Annotated in this window: 27 protein-coding genes; 25 read left to right on the top strand and 2 right to left on the bottom strand. The window is 37.9% G+C overall.

Translation table 11 applies throughout. The annotated features are described in order from the left end of the window. Nucleotides 1–89: 89 nt before the first annotated feature. The 20 genes from GYM71_RS02745 to GYM71_RS02840 all read left to right on the top strand — a co-directional run bounded on the left by GYM71_RS02745 (nucleotide 90) and on the right by GYM71_RS02840 (nucleotide 17,391). Entirely contained in the window at nucleotides 90–965 is an 876-nt protein-coding gene (locus GYM71_RS02745) for a LysR family transcriptional regulator (RefSeq protein WP_220220817.1), read from the top strand. A 94-nt stretch (nucleotides 966–1,059) separates the two neighbouring features. Beyond that, the gene (locus GYM71_RS02750) at nucleotides 1,060–2,535 is read left to right on the top strand and encodes an FAD-binding protein (RefSeq protein WP_220220818.1); all 1,476 of its coding nucleotides are present in this window, start codon (nucleotides 1,060–1,062) and stop codon (nucleotides 2,533–2,535) included. A 13-nt stretch (nucleotides 2,536–2,548) separates the two neighbouring features. After that, entirely contained in the window at nucleotides 2,549–3,283 is a 735-nt protein-coding gene (locus GYM71_RS02755) for an SDR family NAD(P)-dependent oxidoreductase (protein ID WP_220220819.1), read from the top strand. A gap of 13 nt (nucleotides 3,284–3,296) precedes the next feature. After that, on the top strand, nucleotides 3,297–4,742 hold the full coding sequence (locus GYM71_RS02760; RefSeq protein ID WP_220220820.1) for a vinyl phenol reductase: 1,446 nt from the start codon (nucleotides 3,297–3,299) through the stop codon (nucleotides 4,740–4,742). Between the two features lie 3 nt (nucleotides 4,743–4,745). After that, nucleotides 4,746–5,939: an MFS transporter gene (locus GYM71_RS02765; RefSeq protein ID WP_220220821.1), complete on the top strand. Its 1,194-nt coding sequence runs from the start codon at nucleotides 4,746–4,748 to the stop codon at nucleotides 5,937–5,939. Between the two features lie 178 nt (nucleotides 5,940–6,117). Then, nucleotides 6,118–6,588, top strand: coding sequence for a hypothetical protein (locus tag GYM71_RS02770; protein ID WP_220220822.1), 471 nt, complete (start codon nucleotides 6,118–6,120; stop codon nucleotides 6,586–6,588). Nucleotides 6,589–6,591: 3 nt separating this feature from the next. Continuing rightward, nucleotides 6,592–7,320, top strand: coding sequence for a GntR family transcriptional regulator (locus GYM71_RS02775; protein WP_220220823.1), 729 nt, complete (start codon nucleotides 6,592–6,594; stop codon nucleotides 7,318–7,320). A gap of 121 nt (nucleotides 7,321–7,441) precedes the next feature. Continuing rightward, on the top strand, nucleotides 7,442–7,864 hold the full coding sequence (locus tag GYM71_RS02780) for a PTS sugar transporter subunit IIA (protein ID WP_220220824.1): 423 nt from the start codon (nucleotides 7,442–7,444) through the stop codon (nucleotides 7,862–7,864). Between the two features lie 18 nt (nucleotides 7,865–7,882). Beyond that, entirely contained in the window at nucleotides 7,883–8,356 is a 474-nt protein-coding gene (locus tag GYM71_RS02785) for a PTS sugar transporter subunit IIB (protein WP_220220825.1), read from the top strand. A gap of 15 nt (nucleotides 8,357–8,371) precedes the next feature. Further along, nucleotides 8,372–9,157, top strand: a complete 786-nt coding sequence (locus tag GYM71_RS02790) for a PTS mannose/fructose/sorbose/N-acetylgalactosamine transporter subunit IIC (RefSeq protein WP_220220826.1) — start codon at nucleotides 8,372–8,374, stop codon at nucleotides 9,155–9,157. Next, entirely contained in the window at nucleotides 9,147–9,989 is an 843-nt protein-coding gene (locus GYM71_RS02795; RefSeq protein WP_220220827.1) for a PTS system mannose/fructose/sorbose family transporter subunit IID, read from the top strand. The genes GYM71_RS02790 and GYM71_RS02795 overlap by 11 nt, the downstream gene beginning before the upstream one ends. Nucleotides 9,990–10,008: 19 nt before the next feature. Continuing rightward, nucleotides 10,009–11,013: an SIS domain-containing protein gene (locus tag GYM71_RS02800; RefSeq protein ID WP_220220828.1), complete on the top strand. Its 1,005-nt coding sequence runs from the start codon at nucleotides 10,009–10,011 to the stop codon at nucleotides 11,011–11,013. Nucleotides 11,014–11,299: 286 nt separating this feature from the next. Next, nucleotides 11,300–12,025 carry a GntR family transcriptional regulator gene (locus GYM71_RS02805; protein ID WP_220220829.1) on the top strand — a complete coding sequence of 242 codons (726 nt, stop codon included), beginning with the start codon at nucleotides 11,300–11,302 and terminating at the stop codon, nucleotides 12,023–12,025. After that, complete coding sequence (locus GYM71_RS02810; RefSeq protein ID WP_244986842.1) at nucleotides 12,025–12,714, top strand: GntR family transcriptional regulator; 690 nt, start codon at nucleotides 12,025–12,027, stop codon at nucleotides 12,712–12,714. The genes GYM71_RS02805 and GYM71_RS02810 overlap by 1 nt, the downstream gene beginning before the upstream one ends. 14 nt (nucleotides 12,715–12,728) lie before the next feature. Continuing rightward, entirely contained in the window at nucleotides 12,729–13,196 is a 468-nt protein-coding gene (locus GYM71_RS02815) for a PTS sugar transporter subunit IIB (RefSeq protein ID WP_103751960.1), read from the top strand. Between the two features lie 17 nt (nucleotides 13,197–13,213). Further along, nucleotides 13,214–14,041, top strand: a complete 828-nt coding sequence (locus GYM71_RS02820; protein ID WP_103751961.1) for a PTS mannose/fructose/sorbose/N-acetylgalactosamine transporter subunit IIC — start codon at nucleotides 13,214–13,216, stop codon at nucleotides 14,039–14,041. Continuing rightward, nucleotides 14,022–14,843 carry a PTS system mannose/fructose/sorbose family transporter subunit IID gene (locus GYM71_RS02825; protein WP_103751962.1) on the top strand — a complete coding sequence of 274 codons (822 nt, stop codon included), beginning with the start codon at nucleotides 14,022–14,024 and terminating at the stop codon, nucleotides 14,841–14,843. Before GYM71_RS02820 ends, GYM71_RS02825 begins: the two co-directional genes overlap by 20 nt. A 21-nt stretch (nucleotides 14,844–14,864) precedes the next feature. Further along, on the top strand, nucleotides 14,865–15,935 hold the full coding sequence (locus GYM71_RS02830; RefSeq protein ID WP_220220830.1) for an SIS domain-containing protein: 1,071 nt from the start codon (nucleotides 14,865–14,867) through the stop codon (nucleotides 15,933–15,935). 31 nt (nucleotides 15,936–15,966) lie between these two features. Beyond that, the gene (locus tag GYM71_RS02835) at nucleotides 15,967–16,962 is read left to right on the top strand and encodes an SIS domain-containing protein (RefSeq protein ID WP_103751964.1); all 996 of its coding nucleotides are present in this window, start codon (nucleotides 15,967–15,969) and stop codon (nucleotides 16,960–16,962) included. Nucleotides 16,963–16,977: 15 nt separating this feature from the next. After that, nucleotides 16,978–17,391, top strand: a complete 414-nt coding sequence (locus GYM71_RS02840) for a PTS sugar transporter subunit IIA (RefSeq protein ID WP_220220831.1) — start codon at nucleotides 16,978–16,980, stop codon at nucleotides 17,389–17,391. Nucleotides 17,392–17,668: 277 nt separating this feature from the next. On the opposite strand, the gene GYM71_RS02845 is transcribed toward GYM71_RS02840, so the two are convergent. Continuing rightward, entirely contained in the window at nucleotides 17,669–19,573 is a 1,905-nt protein-coding gene (locus tag GYM71_RS02845; protein ID WP_220220832.1) for an alpha/beta hydrolase family protein, read from the bottom strand. A gap of 325 nt (nucleotides 19,574–19,898) precedes the next feature. Here GYM71_RS02845 and GYM71_RS02850 point away from each other — a divergent pair, with 325 nt between their 5' ends. The 4 genes from GYM71_RS02850 to GYM71_RS02865 all read left to right on the top strand — a co-directional run bounded on the left by GYM71_RS02850 (nucleotide 19,899) and on the right by GYM71_RS02865 (nucleotide 21,329). Beyond that, complete coding sequence (locus GYM71_RS02850) at nucleotides 19,899–20,114, top strand: hypothetical protein (RefSeq protein WP_103751967.1); 216 nt, start codon at nucleotides 19,899–19,901, stop codon at nucleotides 20,112–20,114. A gap of 119 nt (nucleotides 20,115–20,233) precedes the next feature. Further along, on the top strand, nucleotides 20,234–20,470 hold the full coding sequence (locus tag GYM71_RS02855; RefSeq protein WP_220220833.1) for a hypothetical protein: 237 nt from the start codon (nucleotides 20,234–20,236) through the stop codon (nucleotides 20,468–20,470). Between the two features lie 149 nt (nucleotides 20,471–20,619). Further along, complete coding sequence (locus GYM71_RS02860) at nucleotides 20,620–20,955, top strand: PTS sugar transporter subunit IIB (RefSeq protein WP_103751969.1); 336 nt, start codon at nucleotides 20,620–20,622, stop codon at nucleotides 20,953–20,955. A gap of 14 nt (nucleotides 20,956–20,969) precedes the next feature. Then, nucleotides 20,970–21,329 carry a PTS sugar transporter subunit IIA gene (locus GYM71_RS02865; RefSeq protein WP_103751970.1) on the top strand — a complete coding sequence of 120 codons (360 nt, stop codon included), beginning with the start codon at nucleotides 20,970–20,972 and terminating at the stop codon, nucleotides 21,327–21,329. Between the two features lie 85 nt (nucleotides 21,330–21,414). On the opposite strand, the gene GYM71_RS02870 is transcribed toward GYM71_RS02865, so the two are convergent. Then, nucleotides 21,415–22,860, bottom strand: a complete 1,446-nt coding sequence (locus GYM71_RS02870) for a 6-phospho-beta-glucosidase (RefSeq protein WP_103751971.1) — start codon at nucleotides 22,858–22,860, stop codon at nucleotides 21,415–21,417. Between the two features lie 154 nt (nucleotides 22,861–23,014). On the opposite strand from GYM71_RS02870, the gene GYM71_RS02875 reads away from it, so the two are divergent. Then, nucleotides 23,015–23,515 carry a PTS cellobiose transporter subunit IIA gene (locus GYM71_RS02875; RefSeq protein ID WP_220220834.1) on the top strand — a complete coding sequence of 167 codons (501 nt, stop codon included), beginning with the start codon at nucleotides 23,015–23,017 and terminating at the stop codon, nucleotides 23,513–23,515. The last annotated feature ends 64 nt before the right edge of the window (nucleotides 23,516–23,579 follow it).

Genomic DNA, 23,579 nt, shown 5'->3' on the forward strand with positions numbered 1-23,579 from the left:
AACCAAAATTTATGGTTTAATCTGTCATTTTTTTCTCTATGATGAAGATGTGAAGAAAATAACTTGGTTGAATTAAATAGGTGAGCAAAATGAATTATAACTTGATGCCAGTCAAATACTTTATTGATGTGGTGCAGACTAACGGCTTTATTTCAGCGGCTAAAAGAAATTATGTTTCTGAAACTGCCGTTAGTACAGCAATTAAAAAACTTGAAAGTGAATTAGGCCAAAAGTTGTTGAATCGGTCTGCAGGAGAATTATCGTTAACCCCGGTGGGAAAGGAATTTTACCACAGAGCGGTTGAAATTGTTGATTTGTATACAGAAATTTGGCGTCATCCCGATCCTCATCCTGACCAATTATTGCGGATTCATTTCTTTCAGGGATTAGAAAACGAAACCGCTAAGTTTGCCGCTAAATTGCCATCGTCTTATGAAATTAGTTTTGATGAAGAAAGTTTATCTACAGGGATAAAGCGATTAATCAACGGTAACTTTGATTTGCTAGTTGGCTTCCAACTTGCTTTCGTTGGTAATACTAAAATCTTAAGTTGGCCCTTTGAAAAAGTTAGCTTTGATTTATTGTTTAACAAGCAAGAATGCGAACAATTTCACGGAGAAATAAAAGATTTAGCGCAAAATTGCACGCTTTATATGCAAAACTGGAAGACAACTGGAATAATGGATATTCAAACGGCGATGTTAGATGCCTATAATCGTGATGGCTGGGGGCACGGAACAGTTGCGGAAGTCAATAGCTTTGCTGCCGCTTGCTTGAAAGTAAATTTCGGTGGCGGGATGACTATGGTTCCACATTCATTTACTTTGCCGAAGTATTGCGACAATATTAATCGGATTGCACCGCGGCACTTAAAGCAGGCGTTTAACGTGGTGATTGCTCTTAGTCCAGCAATCTCTGACGATGTTAAAAAAATGGTGCAAAAGGTAACAACTTTAAGTTATTGATGATAATTTTTTGATGTTAGCGCCTTCAAATAAAAAGACTTAGAATTCAATTGTAACCAAAATCACAATTACTAGAGAAAGGGTGAAGTTACAATTGGATTCTTTTTCAACTAAAGTTGTTGTTGTCGGCTCTGGTTCATCCGGCATCTCAGCTTGCTTTGAACTTTATCAACGAAAAGTACCTTTTATTTTGTTAGAAAAGGGCGATAAAGTTGGGGGTGCCGGAAAGTTTGGTGCCCATGGTGTTTTTGCCATTAATTCACAAGAGCAAAACAAGCGACACGTAAAATATGGCTATCGTGATGCCTTTAACGGTCTAACCAATTATAATCACTATTTTGTTAACGGCGAATTACTCAGTCGCTTTTTACAAAAGTCGGGGGCAAATATTGACCGTCTAAGCGAGATGGGGTTGCCAGTAACCGTTGAGCAAAGTGAGCAAAAGGCGCATCTGGATGATCCGCTTGTGTACCATAAGTTTAATAATTTTAACGAAAAAATGGCCAATTGGGATAAGTTGCCCGCATTGTTCACCGCAGCTGGAAACAAGGTTTTACTTGAGACGGCAGCTGTTGATGTTGAATATGATAACGGCTTAACGGCAGTCATTGCGCAAACTAAAGAGGGGCAAAAAATTACCATTAAAACTGAAAAAGTTATTTTTGCGGATGGTGGTTACTGCGGTAACCAAATGATGCTTGAGCAAAAATATTCCGATGCTGCCGAATTTCTGAATTTAGGTGAGCGCAAGTCGGACGGAAGGGGAATCAGAATTGCGCAAGCACTTGGTGCAGACACGCGCCATAATCCGGTGCTGTTTGCTCATGGTTGTGCGCCTAGTCGAACAATCAATCCGATGAGACGGGAAAGTTCTGTCGAGGCATTGACCAACTTGCCTTTGTTATGGCTTGATCAGACAGCTAACCGGTTTGTAAACGAAGATGTTGTTTACGATTTTGCTATGTGGGGAAATGCTGCCCATAATGTGAATGGCAAATATTACGTTATTGTTGATCAAGCAACAATTGATACCTTTAAAAAGACTACAGTAGGACTGGAAGATACATTCGAACGCCAATTTTGTGATGTTGGTCAAACGCCAAAAACAACTGTTGGGCCTTTACCAAATATTCAGCAAGACTTTGACAATGCTGTCAAAACGGGCGAAGTGGTGAAGGCAGGCACGTTAGAAGAGCTAGCTCAAAAACTGGGCTTGCCGCAACAAGCGCTTGATAAGAGTATTGCAAAATATAACGACGCAGTTGAGCAAAAGCAGGATAAGACCTTTTTAAAACCTGCTGCAGAACTGTTATTCACGGTTACTCAAGGCCCGTTTTATGCTATTTGTGAGCATTGTGCCATTCTGGGAACTTTAGATGGTGTAAATGTGGACCGTAATTGTCAACCGGTGAGAGAAGATGGTTCGCCAATTAGAGACATTTACGTCGTTGGTAATAATGCGAATGGATTATATTCGGATGGTTATCCAAGTTATGAAGGAATTGCAAATGGTTTTGCGTTCGTTTCGGGGTGGATTGCCGCACAAGAAGCAATCAAAAGTTTGAATTAGGAGGTTTTTTACGATGTTAGAAGGAAAAGTTGCTGTTGTTACTGGTGCTGCGCAAGGAATTGGTTTTGCGATTAGTGAAGAATTTGCTAAGCAAAAAAGCGATGTTGTGTTGACCGACTACAATCCAGAAGTAACTAAAGTTGCTGCTAAACTCAACGAACAGTACGCCGGTAAAATTAAGGGCTTGGTTTTAAATGTTATGGACACAGCTAGTATCAAACAGGGTCTGCAAGAAATTATTACCGACTACGGTAAGATTGATTATGTGATGAACAATGCCGGTGGTGGCGTACTAAAACCATTTGCTGAATTGACAGATGAAGATTTTGACAAAACTGTGAACTTAGATTTGCGCGGAACCTTTTTATGCATGCGTGAAGAAATTAAATTGTTTTTGAAACAAGGCTATGGTTCAATTGTTAACACCAGTGCACTCGGAAGTGTTTATAATCCGGGTGGAATGGGCGCGTATAATGCTGCTAAAAACGGCATCATTGGTATGACACAAGCAGCGGCAATTGATTATGCGGATAAGAATATTCGGGTAAACAGTGTAGCACCGGGCTTAACCAAAACACCGCTAAATGAAGGTGGCTTTTTGGATAAAATTTTACCAACTGTTCCAATGAAAAGGGCAGAAACTGCTGCAGAAGTTGCCAAAGTCTTCGTTTTCGTTGCTAGTCAAGCAACCTTTATGACAGGCCAAACCATTTTAAGTGATGGCGGTGTTTCTGTCGGCTTGAAGTAAGGAGGCGTTAGTAATGTTTCCTGAAAAAACAAACTATGATTTGGTCATTGTGGGAGGCGGTCTTGCGGGACTCGCTGCTGCCGTTAGTGCCGGAGAAAGTAATTTGACAACGTTGGTGCTCGAAAAAGGGCGAACACTTGGCGGTGATGGTAATTACGTTGAAGGCGCAATGGGCATCGATAGTTATTTGCAAAAAGAGCAAAACATCGCGATTGATGCTGGTGAGTTGCTACAAGACGAATTGAATTATTCTCATTATGAGGCCAATGCCCTACATTTACGCAAATATCTTTCAGCTAGTGGCAAAATTATTGATTGGCTGCATTCTTTAGGAGTTAACTTTAGCAAAGTGGGCCCGCAGGGTAAAAGCTGGCCAACTATTCATACTTTTGCCGGCGGTGGGCACGCGGTAGTTGAAATTTTACAGCAAAAAGCCACCTCATATGGGGTCGAAATTGTTAACAGTATCAGTGCCCAGCGAGTTATACAACGCAATGGTCACGTGACCGGCTTGCTTTTAAAAAATGAGGCAACTGGGCAGTACAGAGAAGTTGCAACCTCAAACGTTATTTTAGCTACGGGTGGTTATGTTGATAATCCGGAATTAGTTAAAAAAAGGATCCCTAACACTACACGCTTGCTTTCAGTTAGTGATGGTAAATCCACTGGGGATGGACTTCGCTTGGCTTGGCAAGCTGGCGCGGATCATTATCAAATGGGTGCAATCCAGTATGGTGGTGGTGCTATTTTAGATAAAACTCGTCCCGCCTATGTCCATATGCCAGCACAACTAGCTGCCGCTGCAACCCAGGAAGCCATCTTATGGGTAAATGAACAGGGGAACCGATTTATTAATGAGGATGTTAACGACAATATGTGTCACGCCGGAAGTGCCCTTTTGACCCAATCACGGACGTTTTCAATTTTAGACCAAATGGCAATTGATCATTTGACTAATGTGGGTCTTTATAAGGAAGTTGGTAATTCACCTGTTTCTCCAGCTAAATTTGCTAACTTAACTAGTGAAATCGAACGAGACTTAGCAAATCACGAAAAGTATTTGACTAAGGCAGCCTCGATTACGGAACTAGGACAAAAGCTCAACTTACCATGTTTAGCCCAAACAATTGCCCACTATAATGAATTGACGACTCAAGGCCGCGATACGGATTTTGGCAAGGCTAAAGAGTACTTGACGCCAATTACAACTGGGCCATTTTATGCCGTAGAACTAGGAATTGGTATGGCCTGTGCAATTGGCGGAATCCGTGTTGATAACGACAGCGCTGTCCTTAATAGTTATGGTTATCCTTTGCCCGGATTATATGCTGCAGGTAATGACGCCGCTGGTATGCTGGTGGGTGACACATATGCGGTTACGCTTCCTGGTAGCACTGCTGGTTATGCAGTCTTTTCCGGACGAAATGCGGTTATGAGCATTATTGTAAAAGCAGGTTGACTAATGGATAAGCAAGAAAAAGTCTCCGTTTCAAAAACAAGAATTGGTGTATTAGCTGTTAGTATGATGGGGATGGCTGCCTTAGCAATTACGCCATCGTACGCCGCAATTGCGCGAACTTTTTCACTAACTAATACTGGTGTGCAAATGCTAACTTCACTGCCGAATTTATTTATGATGCTGGCCGGAATTATCATTGGCAAATTGACTGCCAGCAGGTTTAACCTGAAAAACCTAACGCTTTTAGCGATATTATTAGTAACTATCGGCGGTTTGCTACCACTAGCATTTCATACTAACTTTGCTTTTTTGGTCTTTTGTTCTTGCTTAGTTGGATTAGGTCAAGGTGCCTGTACAAACTTAACGCAAGTCCTAATCTCACAAATTTTACCTAAAAAAGAACGCGAGTCAACAATGGGATTATCGACCACTTTCATCAATATCGGCGGTGTTGTCTTTATTATGGGAGGTGGTCAGCTTGCCTCAATGAGTAGTTGGGTCAATAATTATTGGATTTACCTATTTTCATTATTGATTCTGTTAGTTGTTTTAGTATTACTTCCGTTTAGACCTAAAGTGCTTGAGCAAAATCAAGCTGACGGGCTAAGCACCAAAATCGTGCTTAACAAATATGTTTTTTACAGTGCTTTATGGGCCTTTTTAACCATGCTGCTTAATAATGTCCTCAATAATAATATTTCACTATTTGTTGTTCATGAACATCTCGGCGCCACTACGCAAGCTGCTTTTACCTCAACCATTTCCCTGATTGGTGGCATGTTATGCGGCTTAATCGTTGGTTTAATTGGCAAAAGGTTTAAATACTCTTCAATTGCACTTTCCTTTTTTATCTATGGGTTGGCGTATTTACTGATCGGCGTCTTTCATTCTTTGTTAATTGTCTTTGTTGGCAGCTTTTTGGTAGGAGCTGCTATGAGCATTGCAATGGGACAATTTCCCTATTTGATTTCAATCTCTGTTGCTGATAATAGTGTTTCAATGGCTTTAGGAATCTATGTGGCGATTTATTCTATCGGAGGCGTAATCAGTCCGTTTGTAATTAATCCGTTGACAAGTTTAGTTAAAAATATGGGGTTAAATGTTTTTTCAGTTAGTGGAATTTTAGCCCTTGTTATTGGGTGTGTTTGCTTACTAGCTAAATATCAAAAAAATTTGGTTAATAATGCCCAAGCCTAAAATTAATTTTTAAAAAATCTTCTGTTGCATTAAGTATCTTGTAGCGGGAGATTTTTTGTTTCTAAAAAGTTCACCCCTAAAATAAGCATTGGTACTGGGGCTAAATGGTGGTAAACTGCATTTTGAATTAAATTTTTAACTGTGTAATAAATGGTTTTTAATTGATGGGAGAAAAGAATTGGAAATAATTGATTTAAAAAAATATTTAACACCCGTTGAAAACCAGAATAAAAATAAGCAATTGGAAGTTGTGCTTTTTTCTGATCAAGTGCTAGCAGGCTCGAATTTTTATAATACAATTTTTCAGAAAAATGTTCCGCAATTGCGTAAACGAATTTTTACTGTTGCCAAAAATGAAAAAGTAATTGAAATAATTACGTCATTAATTCCGCAGACAGGGGTTTTCCCACCACAACTTCATGATGTTGAAGCCTGGATAGACCAAAAGCAGCAGGTAGATAAAGTTGATAATGACATTATGCTAACTTGGCCTAGTAATGATGAAAAGAAACTACTTATGCATCATCATAAAGAACCAGAACAACAAGTCTTGCTGCGAAAGGCATTTTTTCAAAGCAAAGACCAAGAAATAATTAGATATGAAGAAAATGCCATGCTACCCGGCTATTTTAAATTACAAAAGAGATAAAAGATGAGCTCATTTTTATACCAAGATGCTAAAAAACAAATTTTAAATTTAATTTCTACTGGTCAATTTAAGCCTAATGCCAAGATTTGGAATGAACGAATCTTAGCTGAAGAACTTGGCTATACCAGGGCGACGATTAAAAATGCTATTAACTCTTTAGTTGAAGATAATATTCTAGAAAAGCGCCGTGGTGACGGCACTTATTTGGTTAAGGGGGCACTTAATAACGCTTTTGAAATCGGGGACGATTCACCGAATTCATTTACCCAGATTATGAAAATAAATCAGCGTCAGGCCGTTAACCGGGTAGAGTCTTTTAAATTAATTTATGATGATCCAGAATTGGCGCAGGTGTTTGCCAACCAAGATAGTGCTTTTTATGAATTATGTCGAACTAGGTCAGTTAATAGCACCGTTATTGCCGTGCAGAAATCGTATATTCCGTTTCGTCTTTTTGAAGATGCTCATCGCTATGATTTCAGTAAAATGTCCCTCTATGATTACATGGACTATCAAAATCACAAGCCAGTCAATTTTCAGACTGAAATAGAAACCCGCTCACTAGATGATAACGAATTTGTTGTCGAAAATATTCATTTAGACCAAGCCAAATATGCGTATTTATTATTTTTGGAATACCGTGGTTTTACAGCCAAAAATGAAATGGTTGAATATACGAAGTCATGGTACAACCCAGACTTTATAAGCTATAAAATCAACGTCAAACGGTAAATGGTTGCAATATTGGTCGCAAAAAAGGAACTACTTGAGAAAGCGGTTCCTTTTTATATTGCCTAAAAAAGTTTCGGGGATTAAATTAAGTTTTGTAGACAACAGAAAGGGAGGAAAAGTTATGGAAGTAGTCTTGGCAAGTCATTCCAACTTGGCCAAAGGAATGTATGAAACAGTTTCACTCATTATGGGGAAGCAGGAAAAGCTGTATTATCTTACCGCCTATGTAAATGGTGAAGATGATTTTAGCGACCAATTTGAAAAAGTAGTTGCACCAATTGCTGAACAGCAAATAATTTTTGTAACTGATTTACTTGGAGGATCGGTTAATAGTCAATTAATGCGAAAAGCAGAAAAGAATCCTAATTACTTGCTTGTTGCAGGGATGAATTTACCTTTCGTAATTGAGCTAGTTAATTTTATTGCTAATCAAAAAGTTGAACTTGCAACAGTGCGCAAAAAATTACCCGCTTTAATTGCGGTTGGTCAAAAAGGATTGCAGGTAGTTGAATTTTCTGGCACTGCAGAAGAGGACGAATTTTAATGAAAGGGAGATTGAAAAATGATAACTATGACGAGAATTGATTACCGCTTGCTTCATGGTCAAGTTGCATTTGCTTGGACAAACAACTTATCAGCCAATGCCATTTTGATTGCTAATGACGAAGTAGCAAATGACGTCTTTCGGAAGAAAACATTTCAACTGGCAAAGCCCGACAATGCTAAGTTAATTTTCAAAACAATTGAAGACTCAGCCAAAGCGATAGCTAGTGGAGTAACCGATAAATACCGCGTCTTCATCGTGGTTGAAACAATTACGGATGCCTATCGGCTAGCAATGAAGGTCCCAGAGATTAAGGTAGTTGACCTAGGCTTGGCAAATGACAAAGACGGGGCAATTAATATTGCTAAGTCTGTTTACGTTACTAAAAAAGAGATTAAGCAACTAACTGAACTCGAAGATAAGGGCGTGCAAGTGCTAGTTAAACAGGCACCAGGCGATTCTGATATTGAATTTTCATCGTTAATTAAATAGTTGGAGGCAATAAGTATGGCTTTACAAATTATTGGAATATTTTTGGTCGCTTTAATTGCTAACATGCAAGATTTTTTAGGTTCATCGTTTATTGGGCGACCAATTGTAACTTGTTTATTTATTGGCTTAATTTTTAACAACGTCCAACAAGGCCTGATTATCGGCGCTACTTTAGAATTAGCGTTTCTAGGTTTGATGGGTGTTGGGGCAACGGTTCCTCCTGATGAAATTATTGGAGGCATTTTGGCAACGGCGCTAGCTTTAAAAAATGGTTATGGGGTCAGTGTGGCATTAACCTTGGTTTTACCGATTGCTACCTTAGGCTTACTCATTAAAAACCTGCTATATGTTGTGATTTTTCCGGCAATGGCGCATAAAGCTGATGATTATGCCAACAAAGGTGAAGTTTCAAAAGCTGGTAATATGCATTTGTGGGCCTCGTTTACGCGAATTATTATGATGGCCTTAGTAACAACAATTTCTTTTGCCTTAGGTAGTAATCTGGTCGGTGCATTTGTCAAACTAATTCCCAAGTTTTTGATTGATGGGATTACCGTAGCCACTGAGATCTTACCAGCCGTGGGTTTTGCCATGTTAATTAATATGACTTTTTCTAAAAAAGTTGCACCATTTTTCTTTATTGGTTTCGTCTGTGCCGCATATTTGAAACTTGATATGATTGCCGCCTCAATTATAGGTGCGATTTTTGCTGGCATGATGTATCTAATCCTTGAAGAGATTCATCAAAATAATGGTGCGAGTGCTGCTAAGGAGACAGAGGTGCAAGAAGATGACTTTTAATAATACCAATTCAATCAAAAAGGAAGAAAAGAAACTAACTAAAAAGGACTTAAATGGTATTTTTTGGCGAAGCATGCCAATGGAGGCCTCTTTTAACTATGAGCGAATGATGAGTATGGGCTTTGCATACACAATGACTGGCATTATCAATAAGCTCTATGACAAAAAGGAAGACCGCAAAAATGCAATTAAGCGCCATCTGGAATTTTTTAATTGTACCTCGGCCACCTCGCCGTTTATTGCTGGTGTGCTCGCCTCAATGGAAGAAAAAAATGCCAATGATCCCGAATTTGATCCCAGCTCAATTAATACGATGAAAACTGGCTTAATGGGACCTTTATCCGGTATTGGTGATTCGATTTTCTGGGACAGCTTGAGAATTATCGCCAGTGGAATCGGAGTTTCACTGGCGCAGAAAGGCAGTATTTTAGGACCAATATTATTTATTCTCATTTATAATCTGCCCAACTTACTGGTCCGTTATTACGGCACAATGTGGGGCTATAAATTGGGGACCAATTTTGTTGATAAAATGGCTTCAGGATTAATGAATTCAATTACCTACGCTATTAATATCTTGGGCAATACGGTAATTGGAGCAATGGTTGCCTCAATGGTCGTAATAAATCTGCCGGTTCAATTGAGTGGTGGCAAAAATCCGGCAACAATTCAATCGCTGTTAAATTCAATCATGCCGGATTTACTGCCGCTAGCGGTTACCTTTTTCATTGCTTGGCTGTTAAAGAAAAAGCATGCCAAAATGATGTGGCTATTATTAGCGATTCTAGCAATTAGTATTTTAGGAACATTTTGTGGCTTCTTAAAACCATAAAAAATGAAAGGATAAATAAATGTACTTTGATCAAACAGATTTTTTAAATAATTATCAGGCTGCAGTGGATGAGTTGGATCACGTTGATCAAATTCTATCTGAATTAAGACAGAAAAAATTTAAAAATATTTTCTTTACTGGTTGTGGGGGCTCATACACCAAGTTTGTCGATTTACGCCCAATGATGTTTAAGAAATTACCAATTCCCTTTATGATTGCTGCGCCAGACGAACTGGTAAAGATGTATGACGCTGAAGTAACGGAAGACAGTTTAATTGTGGCTGGTACTAAAACTGGGGAAACAACAGAATTAGTTGCTGCCCTTGAGCAAATTAAAAAAGAAAAACCGCAATGTACCATTATCAGTTTTATTGGCGATGAAAATAGTCACCTGGAAAAAACCCGGGTCGTTGATTATCGGATTAAATCAATTGATACAGATGCTAATCTTCTTGAATTAGGTTGGTTTATCAGTAATTTTACGCAAGAAGCCAGCTTAAGCCAGCTAAAAATGCAAAAGTCACAGCTAGCAGAAATGGGTGCAAAAGTTGCTGCTGGGATTGCGGACCTGGTTCCTGCAACATTAAATCATGTTAACAATACTGATATCACCAAAATGCAGATGTGGGTCGGTTCTGGAACCGTTTGGGGAGAAGTGTGCTGTTTTGCCAATTATTTACTCGAAGAGATTCAACATATTAAGGCCCAAGCAATTAATTCCGGTGAGTTTTTCCATGGTCCCTTTGAATTAATTGATAATAACCAGCCTGTAAGTGTTGTAGTTAATAGCAATGCAAATCGAAAAGAGGATTTGCGGGTGGTGGACTTTGTTACTAAGTTTGCCAAAGATCCGTTAATAGTTGATGTCAAAGAGTTTGACTTAGCGGAATTTGATGAAGATCTTAGGACATATGTTGAAGCATATGCTTTAAATCACTACTTTGATACAATGTTTAAGATGTATGCGGTAAAAACAGGAAAATCGGCCAAAACTAGGCGTTACTACCGTTTATTAGATTATTAAGTTTAAAATATTTCAGTAATTAGAGTGGCTAGTTAAAAAATTGAACAGAGCATTATTTGCGTTATCACGCGTAAATAATGCTTTTTTTGTTTCCTTTTAGATAAATTAGCTAATTTTGTTTTAATAAAGTATTGACTCTATTAATGAAAGCGATTACTATTACTTTGGTACCGAAAAATGATGATTTATCATTTAATTTTAGAAAAAGGCCGGCTTTAATGCATTTTTTGACCATATTTCTTTTCAAAAAAATACATTTATTTTAAAAAGAGAACCAAAAAGCAAAATGGAATATAAAGAAAGAACTGCTGCTACACAAGCACAAGAATATTTACAGGACTTAATTCAATTTAAATTAGAAAAACCAACTTTACCGGCGCAAAGAGAGATAGCAGACAACTTAAACGTTAGTCGCAACGCCGTTTTGCACGCGCTGGATAGACTGAAAAGTGAAGATCAGGTTGTAGTGAAGGAACGGGCTGGGGTGGTTGCTAACGCGAAGATCGACATTAACATGCTGGGAATGGAGTCAATGACTGCGGAGTTAAAAGACCAGTCTGTTGCAATCAAACATGTGGCAACGCAAATAATTGCCACACCTAAGCGATTACAGGCTTTCTTTGGCACCTCAGTTAAGCAGGTAATTAAAATTAGCCGAATAAGACTCAAGTCTGGTATTCCATTGACCTATGAAATTGTTTATCTTGCTGCCGAAAAGTTTGCTGACCTTGCAAAAGTTGATTTTACCAATAAGCCTTTGTATGAATTCTTACAGAAGCGTTATCAGCTCAAACCGGCATACGGAAGAGAGAATATCAGCTGCTTTTTAGCTGATGAGAATATTAGTGAAGTCTTAAAGATCGCACAAGATACGCCATTATACTGTGTTAATAGTTTTAATTATTTAGAAAGTGATGAACCACTGGAAGCAACCACCCAATATTTGATTGGTAGCAGTTTTAAATATCATTTTATTGCTAACAATATTTATGATTACCGCGAGGAAGAATAGTGCTTTTTAAAGAAATTTATACTGACTTAGATGCAAAAATTGCTGCTGGTATTTATGCTCCAGGAAGCAGTTTGCCAACCGAAGCCGAATTGCAGCAATTCTACCAAGTAAGCCGAACCACGATTAGGAAGGCTGTTGATCAGTTAGTGGCGGCCAAAAAAGTGGTTCGCAAAAAGGGTAGTGGATTATTCGTTGCACCAACCATTTCAAAGCAGAATATCTTGGAAATGACTGGTGTTATTAAACCACCATATTTAGACTCATCAGATATGATAAAATTTAAAGATAGTTATTTAAGATTAGTTGGTCCGTATTATGCCGACATTTTTAAGATTAGTTCTAATGAACTTTTATACTATATTTCATTTATTACCCTGATTAAGAATCAGTTGGCTTGGGAAAAGTTACTACTTCCGTTAGCATTATTTCCTGATTTTGATCCCAGTTGCTTAAAAGTAACCTCAATTATTGAAGCTGTTGCTGCAGGCAAAGAGCGACCGGAAAACCTGTTTCAGGATTTTCAGTTAATTAAAGCAACCGATGAGGTCAGCAAGCAGCTGGGGATTAACAAACAAGGTCCTGTTTTTAAGACGACCAATCTTTTTTCAACTAATGATAGCAAAATTGTAGCTGTTGAGTACCGGCTGCAAGATGCTTTAACAACTAAGTACTCAATCGATTTTAATTAATGGAGGAATAGAAAATGATTAAGCTTGTAAGGGTAGATCACCGGCTGGTTCATGGTCAAGTCGCTGTTTCCTGGTTTAATAGTTTGGATGTTAATACCATTTTTGTCGTAAATGATGATGTGGCACATGATGATTTTCGTAAATCAGCGATTAGACTGGCAAAACCGGAAAATTCAAAGTTGGTTATGAAATCAGTGGATGACAGTATTAAAGCAATTAATTCTGGTGTAACTGATAAATATAAAATGCTGATCGTAGTGGAATCAGTTGCAGATGCTTTTAAACTGATTAAAGGTACTGGAGATAAGATCACCGGCTTAAACCTTGGTGGCACCAAGCCGAGAACAGATACTAAAAATTATTCCAAAACCATCAACTTGACTTCGGAAGAAGCCGATGAATTGACGGAATTACAAAATGATGGTGTTGAGGTTTGGATCCAGCAGGTTCCAAGCGATGATAAACAAGAATTTCATAAATAAAGTGTGGGAGCTAAGTTATGAATGTATATTTGACTGCAATTATTTTGGCATTAATTGCAATGTTGGGAAATGGTGAGTATTTCTTAGGCTCATCAATGCTATCTAGGCCACTGGTTACATGTACGTTGACCGGTTTAGTGCTGGGAAACCTGCACCAAGGAATAATAATGGGAGCTACTCTTGAGCTGGCTTTTGTTGGTTCCTTTTCTATTGGTGCTGCGATTCCACCAGAAATAATCTCTGGGAGTGTTTTAGGAACGGCATTTGCCATTGAAGCTGGTAAGAGTACGGCAGTTGCTTTGACACTGGGGATTCCAATCGCCTCATTAGTTTTAGTAATTAAGAATTTATGCTTTATCTTTATCTTGCCGTACTTCGTTCACCGTGCAGATAAGTATGCCGAGCAAAGTGACGGTAGCGGAGTGAGTCGGATGAATGTCCTCGGCGGCTTTTTCTCCGTTAACTTGCCAATCGGGCTTGTTGTTGGCATTTCCTATGTGTTAGGTAGTCCAGTAATTAAAGGGATCTTAGCAGTAATACCGCAATTTATTATTAATGGGTTAGGAATTGCCACAGGTTTGCTGCCAGCATATGGTTTTGCCTTATTAATGAAGATGATGATTAACAAGAAAAATGCCACTTTCTTTATTATTGGCTTTGCTTTAGCAGTTTACCTAAAGATTTCCGTTACTGGTGTTGCCATCTTCGGTGCTTGCTTAGCCCTTATTTTAACCGGCTATTCAGCTTTTAAGGGTGAGCCAATGGTTAATGCAGCGACAAGTTCAAATAGTGGAAAAGAAAATACTGATGATGGAGGCATTGATTATGAAGATGAAGAATTCTAAGCTGCTCACCAGAAAGGACTTAATGAAAACCTTCTGGCGCTCGTTTACGATGGAATGGGCTTGGAATTATGAGCGCCAAATGAACTTAGGTTACGCTTATTCAATGGTTCCAGCCTTGCGTAAGATTTATGGTAAAAACAAGGAAAAATTAAAGGCAGCTTATCAACGGCACCTTGAATTTTATAATGTAACACCTTGGCTCAGCACTTTTCCATTAGGAATTTCGATTGCCATGGAGGAGCAAAATGAACTTGACCCTGACTTTGATGCCGCTTCGATCAACAACATTAAAGTTGCATTGATGGGGCCATTAAGTGGAATCGGAGATTCCTTCTTTTGGGGCACATTGCGTGTTATTGCAACGGGAATCGGAACTTCGCTAGCCTTGCAAGGAAATATTCTTGGTCCAATTCTCTTTTTACTGATATTCAATATCCCTGCTTTATTAGCACGTTACTATGGCCTATTTGTTGGCTACAATGTTGGTTCATCGTTTATCGATAAGGTTCAAAAAACCGGTTTAATGGATAAACTGACCTATGGTGCTTCGGTCTTAGGCTTAGCGGTTGTCGGCGCGATGGTGGCCACAATGGTCACACTCAAAATGCCGTTAAAGATTGGTAGTGGTGCAGAGGCAACAACCGTTCAAAAGATTTGTGATGGAATTGTTCCTGGTATTCTGCCATTACTCTTTACCTTCTTTATCTTCTGGTTAGATCGTAAAGGTTGGAAATCACAGTATATTTTGCTGTTGATTGCTGCCATTGGTATTTTTGGTGCTTGGTCAGGGCTGTTAGGCTAAGTTGATTAGGGAGTTATTTAAGTGAAAAGTATTGAAGATTATGTGCACTTAGAACCTGCGTATTATCAAGACGTGTTAGCTAATTATCAACAACTGTTTGGTAAGTATTTTACAGCTTCAGAAATAGTACAAATTGATAGTGTCACAATCTATGCTACCGGCTCAAGCTCGAATGCGGCATATGGCGCTTTGCCTTTTATGAGTAAGGTGTTAGGAATGCCGGTGCAAATTGAGGAGCCGTCAATTGCAGAAAATTATTTGTTGAATGTTAAGCAAGGCACGCTTTGCATCGCAATTTCTCAAGGTGGGCACAGTTACTCAGTAGTTAAGCTGGTTCAGCGATTGCAAGAGTTAAACCAGCGGGTTTATACGCTTACTAGTGAAGCTGATAGCCCGGTGGCACAAGTGAGCCAAAATCTCTTAATGATGGGGATGCCGGTTGAAGAAATGCCATATGTTAGTGCCGGCTACAGTGTGGAAATTCTGGATCTAATGTTAATTTCGCTGACGATTGCTAAAAACAAGGGACGAATTTCGGCCGATCAATTTGACCAGATTTTTACCCAGATTAACAATGTAATCCACCAGCTGTCCGAGGTTATTAAGCGTTCTTCAGCTTGGGTTGATAAAAACTTACCTCAATTTAATAAGGCAAAGAGATTGCAATTTATTGGTTATGGCTCCGCATATGGTGTTAGTCGTGAAGGTGAAACAAAGACGACCGAAGCTGTTCGGATTAGCTCTTGGGGTAAGGAGCTAGAAGAATACATGCATGGTCCGTATTTAGGACTAATGCGTGAGGATTTTATTATCTTTCTAGAGCCTAATGGTGAATTACAGGAACGCGAAGAGCGGCTGAAAAAATTCTTACGCCAGCACGTAGACCATGTTTATACCATCTATGCCAATGAAGCGGTTAATAAACAAGAAAATGACTTGGAGCTGAAAGTGAAAACGGATGAATTGCTAACGGCATTATTTATGACTGTGCCTGTTCATCTGCTAGCATATCGGCTATCACAGGAAAAGGGTAATGACTTAGAACATTCGGCTTATCCTGATTTTGATCAGATTACAGAGTCAAAAATATAAGTAAAACAACAATAATAGTGAGGAATAAAAAATGCGTAAATTTGATAAACAAAAATTAATTACTAGTATGAATGGAGCACTCGAATTAAGAGGCAAGATTAATGAAATCATTGATCCATTATTTAAAAAAGGAATTACAAACATCTGCTGGTTAGGTATTGGTGGTACTTATGCTTCAGGGATGCAAGCTAATATTCATATGAAAGAAAAAAGTGCCCTTGAAACTTTTTACCAAAATGCCGCTGAATATATCGTGACTGGCAATAAGCGTATTACCGATAAAACGCTAGTTGTTATTTCTTCAGTAACGGGTAATACTAAGGAAATGGTCGACGCAGTTAAGAAATTAAACGAGGTAGGCGCCACAATTTTAGGCTTTATGGATGATCCTAAGGCTAAATTGGCAGCAGATCTAACTTATTGCATTTCTTATCCAGAAAACGAGCAATTGAAGTTCTTTATGGTTGGGGATCGTCTAATGTACCTGAACGGTGAATTTCCGGACTATGATGAATTTTATGAAGAAATGGATAAACATTTTGCTGAGGATATTGCCGAAATTGGAGTTAAAGCAGACGACTTTGCTAAGGACTTTGCTTTAAAGCATCACGATGATGAGATTCATTACTTTGTTGGTGCGGGTAATCAATGGGGCGCAACATACTCATACGCAATGTGCTATTGGGAAGAGCAACACTGGCTTAGAACACGTGCCGTTGAAGCAGCCGAATTTTTCCATGGCATGTTCGAAATAGTTGATCGTGACACACCAGTTACTGTTTATGTTGGAGAAGATTCTCAAAGACCACTCAGTGAACGTGTTGCTAAGTTTTTACCAGAGATTTGTGGTAATTACACTATTATCGATGCTAAAGATTATGACCTCCCTGGTTTTTCAGAGAAATATCGTGGGACCCTGTCACCATTTGTTTTCCATGCAATTAATAATCGGATTGATGTCCACATTGAACACATTAACCGGCACCCAATGGACATTAGACGCTATTATCGTGCGTTAGACTATTAGGAGCGGAAAATACTAATGGTTGGAGTTTTAATTTGTACACATGGCAGTGCTGGACAGGAATTGCTGAAATCAGCAGAAATGATTTGTGGCCAGCAAGAAAATTGCCAAACAGTCAAGTTTACAGACGGTGAGTCGCTTGATCAACTAGAGCAAGAATTGGAGCAAAAAATCACTGCTCTTTCTGGCAAAGTTATTTGCTTAACTGACTTAAAAGGTGGAACACCATTTAATACGTTAGTTCGAATACTGGAAAAAAATCCGGCAATTGAAATTGTTACCGGAGTTAATATCCCAATGCTGTTAGAATTATTGCTTAATCGTGACCAATTCCCGCTTGATGACCTGATAAAAATGATTCTAGAAGCCGGTAAAAGCGGTATTTATCATTTTCAGCCTACACCGGCTAAGGATGAAGATGAGGAATTTTAACTAAAGAATAAGGTAGATTGATACGACCCCGAAGTTAAGGTGAATTTGGGGGTCGTATTTTGATGGCTAAATTATCTAAGCAAGACATGGTTTGGGAAATTGTTACAAGATATTGTGTTTAAGCAAATTTTAGCAATTACAGGCAAATGCTGAAAAAGCGATTTTATCATCAAGTTCATTTAGTTGGCAGCAAATAATAGCAAAGAAAAATGCGTCCCTTAAGGATTATTTTTATCCTTAGAGATGCATTTTTTATAACACTAAATGTGCAAAATTTTTACTTTAGATATTTATCAAACCAGTTCAACGTTTCTTCTAATCTCTTAATCCGTCTGTTAGGAGCACCTTTCCTTGATAAGTCATGATTAGAACCTTGAAAGACTACTAATTTAGTTGGGACATTACGTAATTTCAATGCTTGGAACATTTGATAAGCATCAGGAATTGGACAGCGAAAATCATGATCTGAATGTAAGAATAACGTAGGAGTAGTCACATTATTGACATAGCGAAGAGGTGAGTGGAACCAAAGCTTATCAATATCGTCAGAATGTAAATCATCTGTGGCCATTTGATCGTTTACGAATTCAGGACCAATATCTGAAATGTACATTGCTGTCCAAGAAGCAATGCTGCGCATGCTAACGGCAGCACTAAAGCGATGAGTATGACCAATAACCCAATTAGTCATAAAACCACCATAACTTCCGCCTGCTAATCCAAGCTTTTCTTCGTTTATCTCTGGAACTTGCTTTAAGACTTCATCGGTAAATAACATTAAATCATCATAGTCCACAGTGCCATATTTACCGCGCACGTCACCATATTCATCTCCCCAACCTTCAGAACCGATGATATTGGTAAAGAAGACAAAATAACCAGCACTAGCCAGCATTTGCATTTCGTGGAAAAAGCCATCGCCATAAGTAGCGCGGGGTCCACCATGAACTTCTAGAATTGCCGGATATTTGTTGCCTTCTTGGTAATTCAGTGGATAGAGTACCCAGCCATAACGCCAATCACCATTATGATCCTTATAATCAATTTGCTTTGGCTCGGCAAGATATCTGTCTTTCAAAAATTCGTTAAAATGACTAAGTTGTTTGACCTGTCCATCTTTTTCAAACTGGTAGAGTTGCTGCGGACTTTGTGGACTATTTGCGATAAATTGTAAATGATCGCCTTGAAAGGCTAGGGAAGTAATTGAGCCATCCCACTTGCCAACTAGTTCTGTTTTTTCACCGTCAAACGTATAAATTTCATTATGAGTCGCAATTGTAGCAACAAAATAAAGTTTGTTATCGTGGACAAAAGTGGTTTTGCCTGGTACTACTTCCATGTCATGGATGACAATATTGGATAAGTTATGATCCCATTCTTGCACGAGCTGCATTTCATGAGTATCTTTAAGCAAATGATAAAAATTAGGGTTCTCTTCAATGCCATATTTTTTATTATCGGTGGCTGCTAGATATAATTCATCATTTAATAACGCCACTGTACTTATAGACCAAGTTTCAGGCTTAAGCAATTCTTGCAGCTTTTTTTCAGTAAAATCATATTCATAGAGACCTTTTTGAAATGGTTGATGATTTTGATATTGCGCACCGCTTAAGAACAGGTGGCCATCTTGGTACCAAAAATTGCTGATTTCAAAATCTTTTGGTACTAATGAGTGCAACTCTTTGCTTTTTAAATCAAAAATAAAAAGTTGATGTCGTTTACCATTTACATTCCCCTCAGCGTTGGTCCAATAAGGTACTTCAGTTACTTCGTGCCAGGGTAAAGCACCATCAGTTTCTGTTAAAAATGTCGTACCTGATAAGAGTAATTGCTTTTCTTGTATTACTTCTTGAACTGCCAAACTTCGCTTTTCAAATTCATGAACCAAGGTCAAATCTCGGGTATCAGTGCTTAATTTAAATAATTGCGTCTTTTGCTTATCATTTACCGTTGTAAAATACACGTTCGGTTCTTGATCAAAGACAAAAGCCGGATAAGTGTCGGTAGTTAAAATAGTAGATAAGCCGTCTTTACCATTTTGCTTAACAAGTGACCACTGATATTTATCCAAATCATCAAAATTAGGATCAGCAGTTTGGAAAATACTATTATTGCCTTGTGTCTTCAAACCTCCTGCATTTGTTAAGTTTAATAAGTCTTTTGCTGTTAATCCTTGCATGTTAGACCTCCATTTTAGTTAAAAAGCAAGATTAATAATTTATTAAATTCTAATTTTGGAAGTTTGATTTGTCAATTTTATTTTTAAATAATGTTTAGTAATGTCAGCGTACTATTTCAAATTCGGTTTACTAGTAGAAAAGTTACGTTAAAGGTAATTAGGTGTAATTTTACGTATCATATTGTGAAAAACTACCATTCTTGGCTTGCCCTAAAGAAAAAGCTGATTTTTCCCAGAATTTTTTGCTATTTGTTCTATTTTAGGGAAATCGTGCTATTATATTCGCATAAGAATATTTTTTATTTGAGTTGTTTGAGGCAAAAAAATGAGTCTAATTAATCCAGTAATTGATCGTGTTGTTTGTATTGCCGTCATTGTTTTGGGTGTAATCGAATTAATTTACAGTGTTAAATACGCCAAAACAATCTTTACTAAGGGAACTAACAATGCATTTTCATTGATTGCAGTTGTATTTGCCTTTTTCTTTGGCTTTGCCCTTTTGGGAACAGGAGTGTCAGGCTTTTTTCAATTATTTTTCTAAAATAACCGTAGCTACTAAAAATTCATTTATTTTTCATTGTAATTTATGTTAAAGCTAAAAGAAAGTGCTATCATAAACGTTAGGAAGACTATAATTTTTTACGATTGTGAGGTATAAAGATGTTATTGACTGAAAATTTATCCACGCTACTTAAAGGAAATTACGTTGTGATGATAGCAGGAATTATTCTTTTGGTTTTAGGTGTCGTTGAACTATTGTTAAGTATTAAAAATATGAGAAATCTTAAGAAACCGAAGGGGCAAGTTGGGTTTGCACCAATTTCGATGGTAGCTGCTTTATTCATCGGTGTTTTCTTAGTTCTTGTTGGACTTATGTTTTTAGTTGCCAGTTTATAAGTTTAAAGGCCAATTTGAGACGCAATTTACTTTTAAAATAAAAGACGGAAAATATTTTAAATAATCTTTAGTTTTAAATCGAAAGCGCTAACTTAAAAGTGCTATAATAGAATAAATCTTATGGATACATTTAGGAGGAACATACTATTATGGCAGAACAAACAATTATGTTAAATTGTAGCGCTGGAATGAGTACTTCATTGTTAGTAACGAAAATGCAGCAAGCAGCGAAGGACCAGGGCATTGATGCTAATATCTTTGCTTGTCCAGCTTCTGAGGCACAACAACATATTGAACAGGATCATCCAGATTGCGTTTTGCTTGGACCACAAGTTCGTTATATGGAAAGTGACTTTAAGAACAAGGTCAAGGGCCAAGGTAAAGACGGCAAGGATATTCCACTTGCTGTAATCGATATGCGTGCATATGGCATGATGGACGGTGTTCAGGTTTTGAAACAAGCTGAAGACTTAATTAACGGTTAACATAGGGGATAATAATGGCAGAAAACAAAACTACTGAACAAGAAGAACAAGCAACTTTAGAATCAGCTATGGGCTTAATTGCCAATGGTGGTAATGCTAAGAGTTTAGCTTTTGAAGCAATTCGGTTAGCTAAAAAGGGTGACATCGATGGTGCCCGGGCTAAGTTGAAAGAATCTGACGACTCATTAACTGAAGCACATAATTCGCAAACCGGAATGCTTACTAAAGAAGCTCAAGGTGAACATACTAAAGTTACTTTGTTAGTAGTTCACTCACAAGATCATTTAATGAATGCAATTACTTTTAGAGATTTAGCAGGCGAAATGGTCGATTTATATGAAAAATTATACGAAACTGGTACTTTAAAGAAATAAGCAATCAGTTACGCGATAATGATCGAAACAAAAAAACGAAGTTGTTACTAACTTCGTTTTTTTGTTAGTCTTAATTAGCTCTAATTTAAGCTAAATCTGCACCATTTGAATTGATGACTTTCTTGTACCAGTCGAATGAGTCCTTGCGTGAACGTTTCAATGTTCCTTCACCAGCATCATTTTTATCAACATAGATAAAACCATACCGTTTATCCATTTGACCTGTTCCAGCGGATACAAGATCAATTGGTCCCCAAGGAAGGTAGCCCATTAAATCTACGCCATCAAGTTCAACTGCTTTTTCCATTTCTGAAATGTGCTTTCTCATGTAGTCGACACGATAATCATCATGAATTGAGCCATCTTTTTCGACCTTATCATAAGCACCCAAACCATTTTCAACAATAAATAGTGGTACATGATAGCGGTCAGTTAAATGATTCAAAGAAATTCGTAAACCTTCAGGATCGATTTCCCAACCCCAATCACTGCGTTCTAGCGTTGGGTTTTTAGCAATAGCCTTGGATAAGTCATTTAATTCATCAGGCTTAACTTTTTCGGCAGAAACAGTGGTTGATTGGTAATAACTAAAACCAACGTAATCAACTGTTCCTTCTTTTAGAACTACACGATCTTCATCAGTAATATCGGGTCTGTAGCCATTACGCTCGATGTATGCCTCAACTTCTTTTGGATATTCACCAAAAACGTGAACATCTGAGAACCAATCACGTCTTTGCTCAAATTTGTCGGCCAGCAGAACATCATCTGAAGACGGGGTAAGCGGACGAACTGGTGAGTAATTGATCATACAACCGATTTGGAAGTCAGGATTAATCTTATGACCAATTTTGACTGCCAAGGCTGAAGCAACTAGTTCGTAGTGTGCAGCTTGGTACATAGCAGCTTCTTTTTCTTTATCTGTTAACCCGTTGAGAATAATGCCGGAGTTAGTGGCCATTAAGAAGTCTTCGGTGTATGCTGCTTGATTGTCGATTTCGTTAAAAGTCATCCAGTATTTGACACTGTCCTTATAGCGCTTAAAACAAACAGTCGCAAACCGGACAAAGAAGTCAATCAGTTTACGGTTAGTAAACCCATGATATTTTTTGACTAAATTAAATGGGATTTCAAAGTGCGACAAAGTAATTACTGGTTCGATGCCATAATGATGACAGGTAGCAAATAAATCATCGTAAAACTTCAAACCCGCTTCATTTGGCTGTTCGTCATCGCCATTAGGAAAAATTCTCGTCCAGGCAATTGAGGTTCTAAATGCCTTAAAGCCCATTTCAGCCATTAATTTAATATCTTCTTTGTAGTGATGATAAAAATCAATTGCACTGTGGTTAGGATAGTTTTTCCCTTCAATGACACCGTCAGTAATTTCACGCGGTTTAGTAGCTGAACCGACAGTCATGACATCGGCAACTGACATGCCTTTTCCGTCAACATTCCAAGCTCCTTCTAACTGGTGGGCAGCAACTGCACCACCCCATAAAAAGCCGTCTGGCATTTTTGCTGAGTACATTGTTATCTCCTTTTTATTGTATTATGCTGATAGCGCTAACAGATCTATTTTATACCAAATAAGTTTAGTCAAGCAAGTTAATCTCGGCTAGCTTTAATTAAGATATTAGGGATATAATGAAATAATATATGCATAAGTGTTAGGGGAATAAAGAATGTTGAATAAATTTCAATCAAAGAGCGTTGCCGAAAAGAAAAAAGCAGACAGTATTAAATACTTGTATTTTAGTCGATATTTAATGCTCCGTTATATCGTGATAATTTTTTTATTTACTAACCTTTTCTGGTTATTAGTTTTAACTCAATACCAGAGGTGGCTAGGAATTATTATTTCAGGAATAATGACGATCTTAGCAGCAATTGCCGCTATCGAGCAGCTAACTAAAATGCACAATCGGAAGCCGGATGTTCCTGCTACTAGGTATTATTTTTGGCTTCAAATCGGGGTCAATGTTGTTTTAGTCTGCTGTGCATTTTCACCGCTAAAAGACCAATTATTCCCGTTTTTATCTAATATGAGTTCTGTGTATTTAATTTGTGCATTTTTATTAATTGGTATTCTTTTATGCTATCTTAGCGAGCGGCGAATTCGGAATATTAGGGTAGGCAAAGATAAATATCAAAAACTAATAGCTACTTTCAAAAAAAATAATTGAAAAATGATTGCTTTTATAATGAAAATGCTTACAATAAATATATAACTAATTCAACAATATGAAT

The sequence above is a fragment of the Lactobacillus panisapium genome, from assembly GCF_019469265.1.
In the GTDB taxonomy this organism is placed as follows: Bacteria; Bacillota; Bacilli; order Lactobacillales; family Lactobacillaceae; genus Lactobacillus; species Lactobacillus panisapium.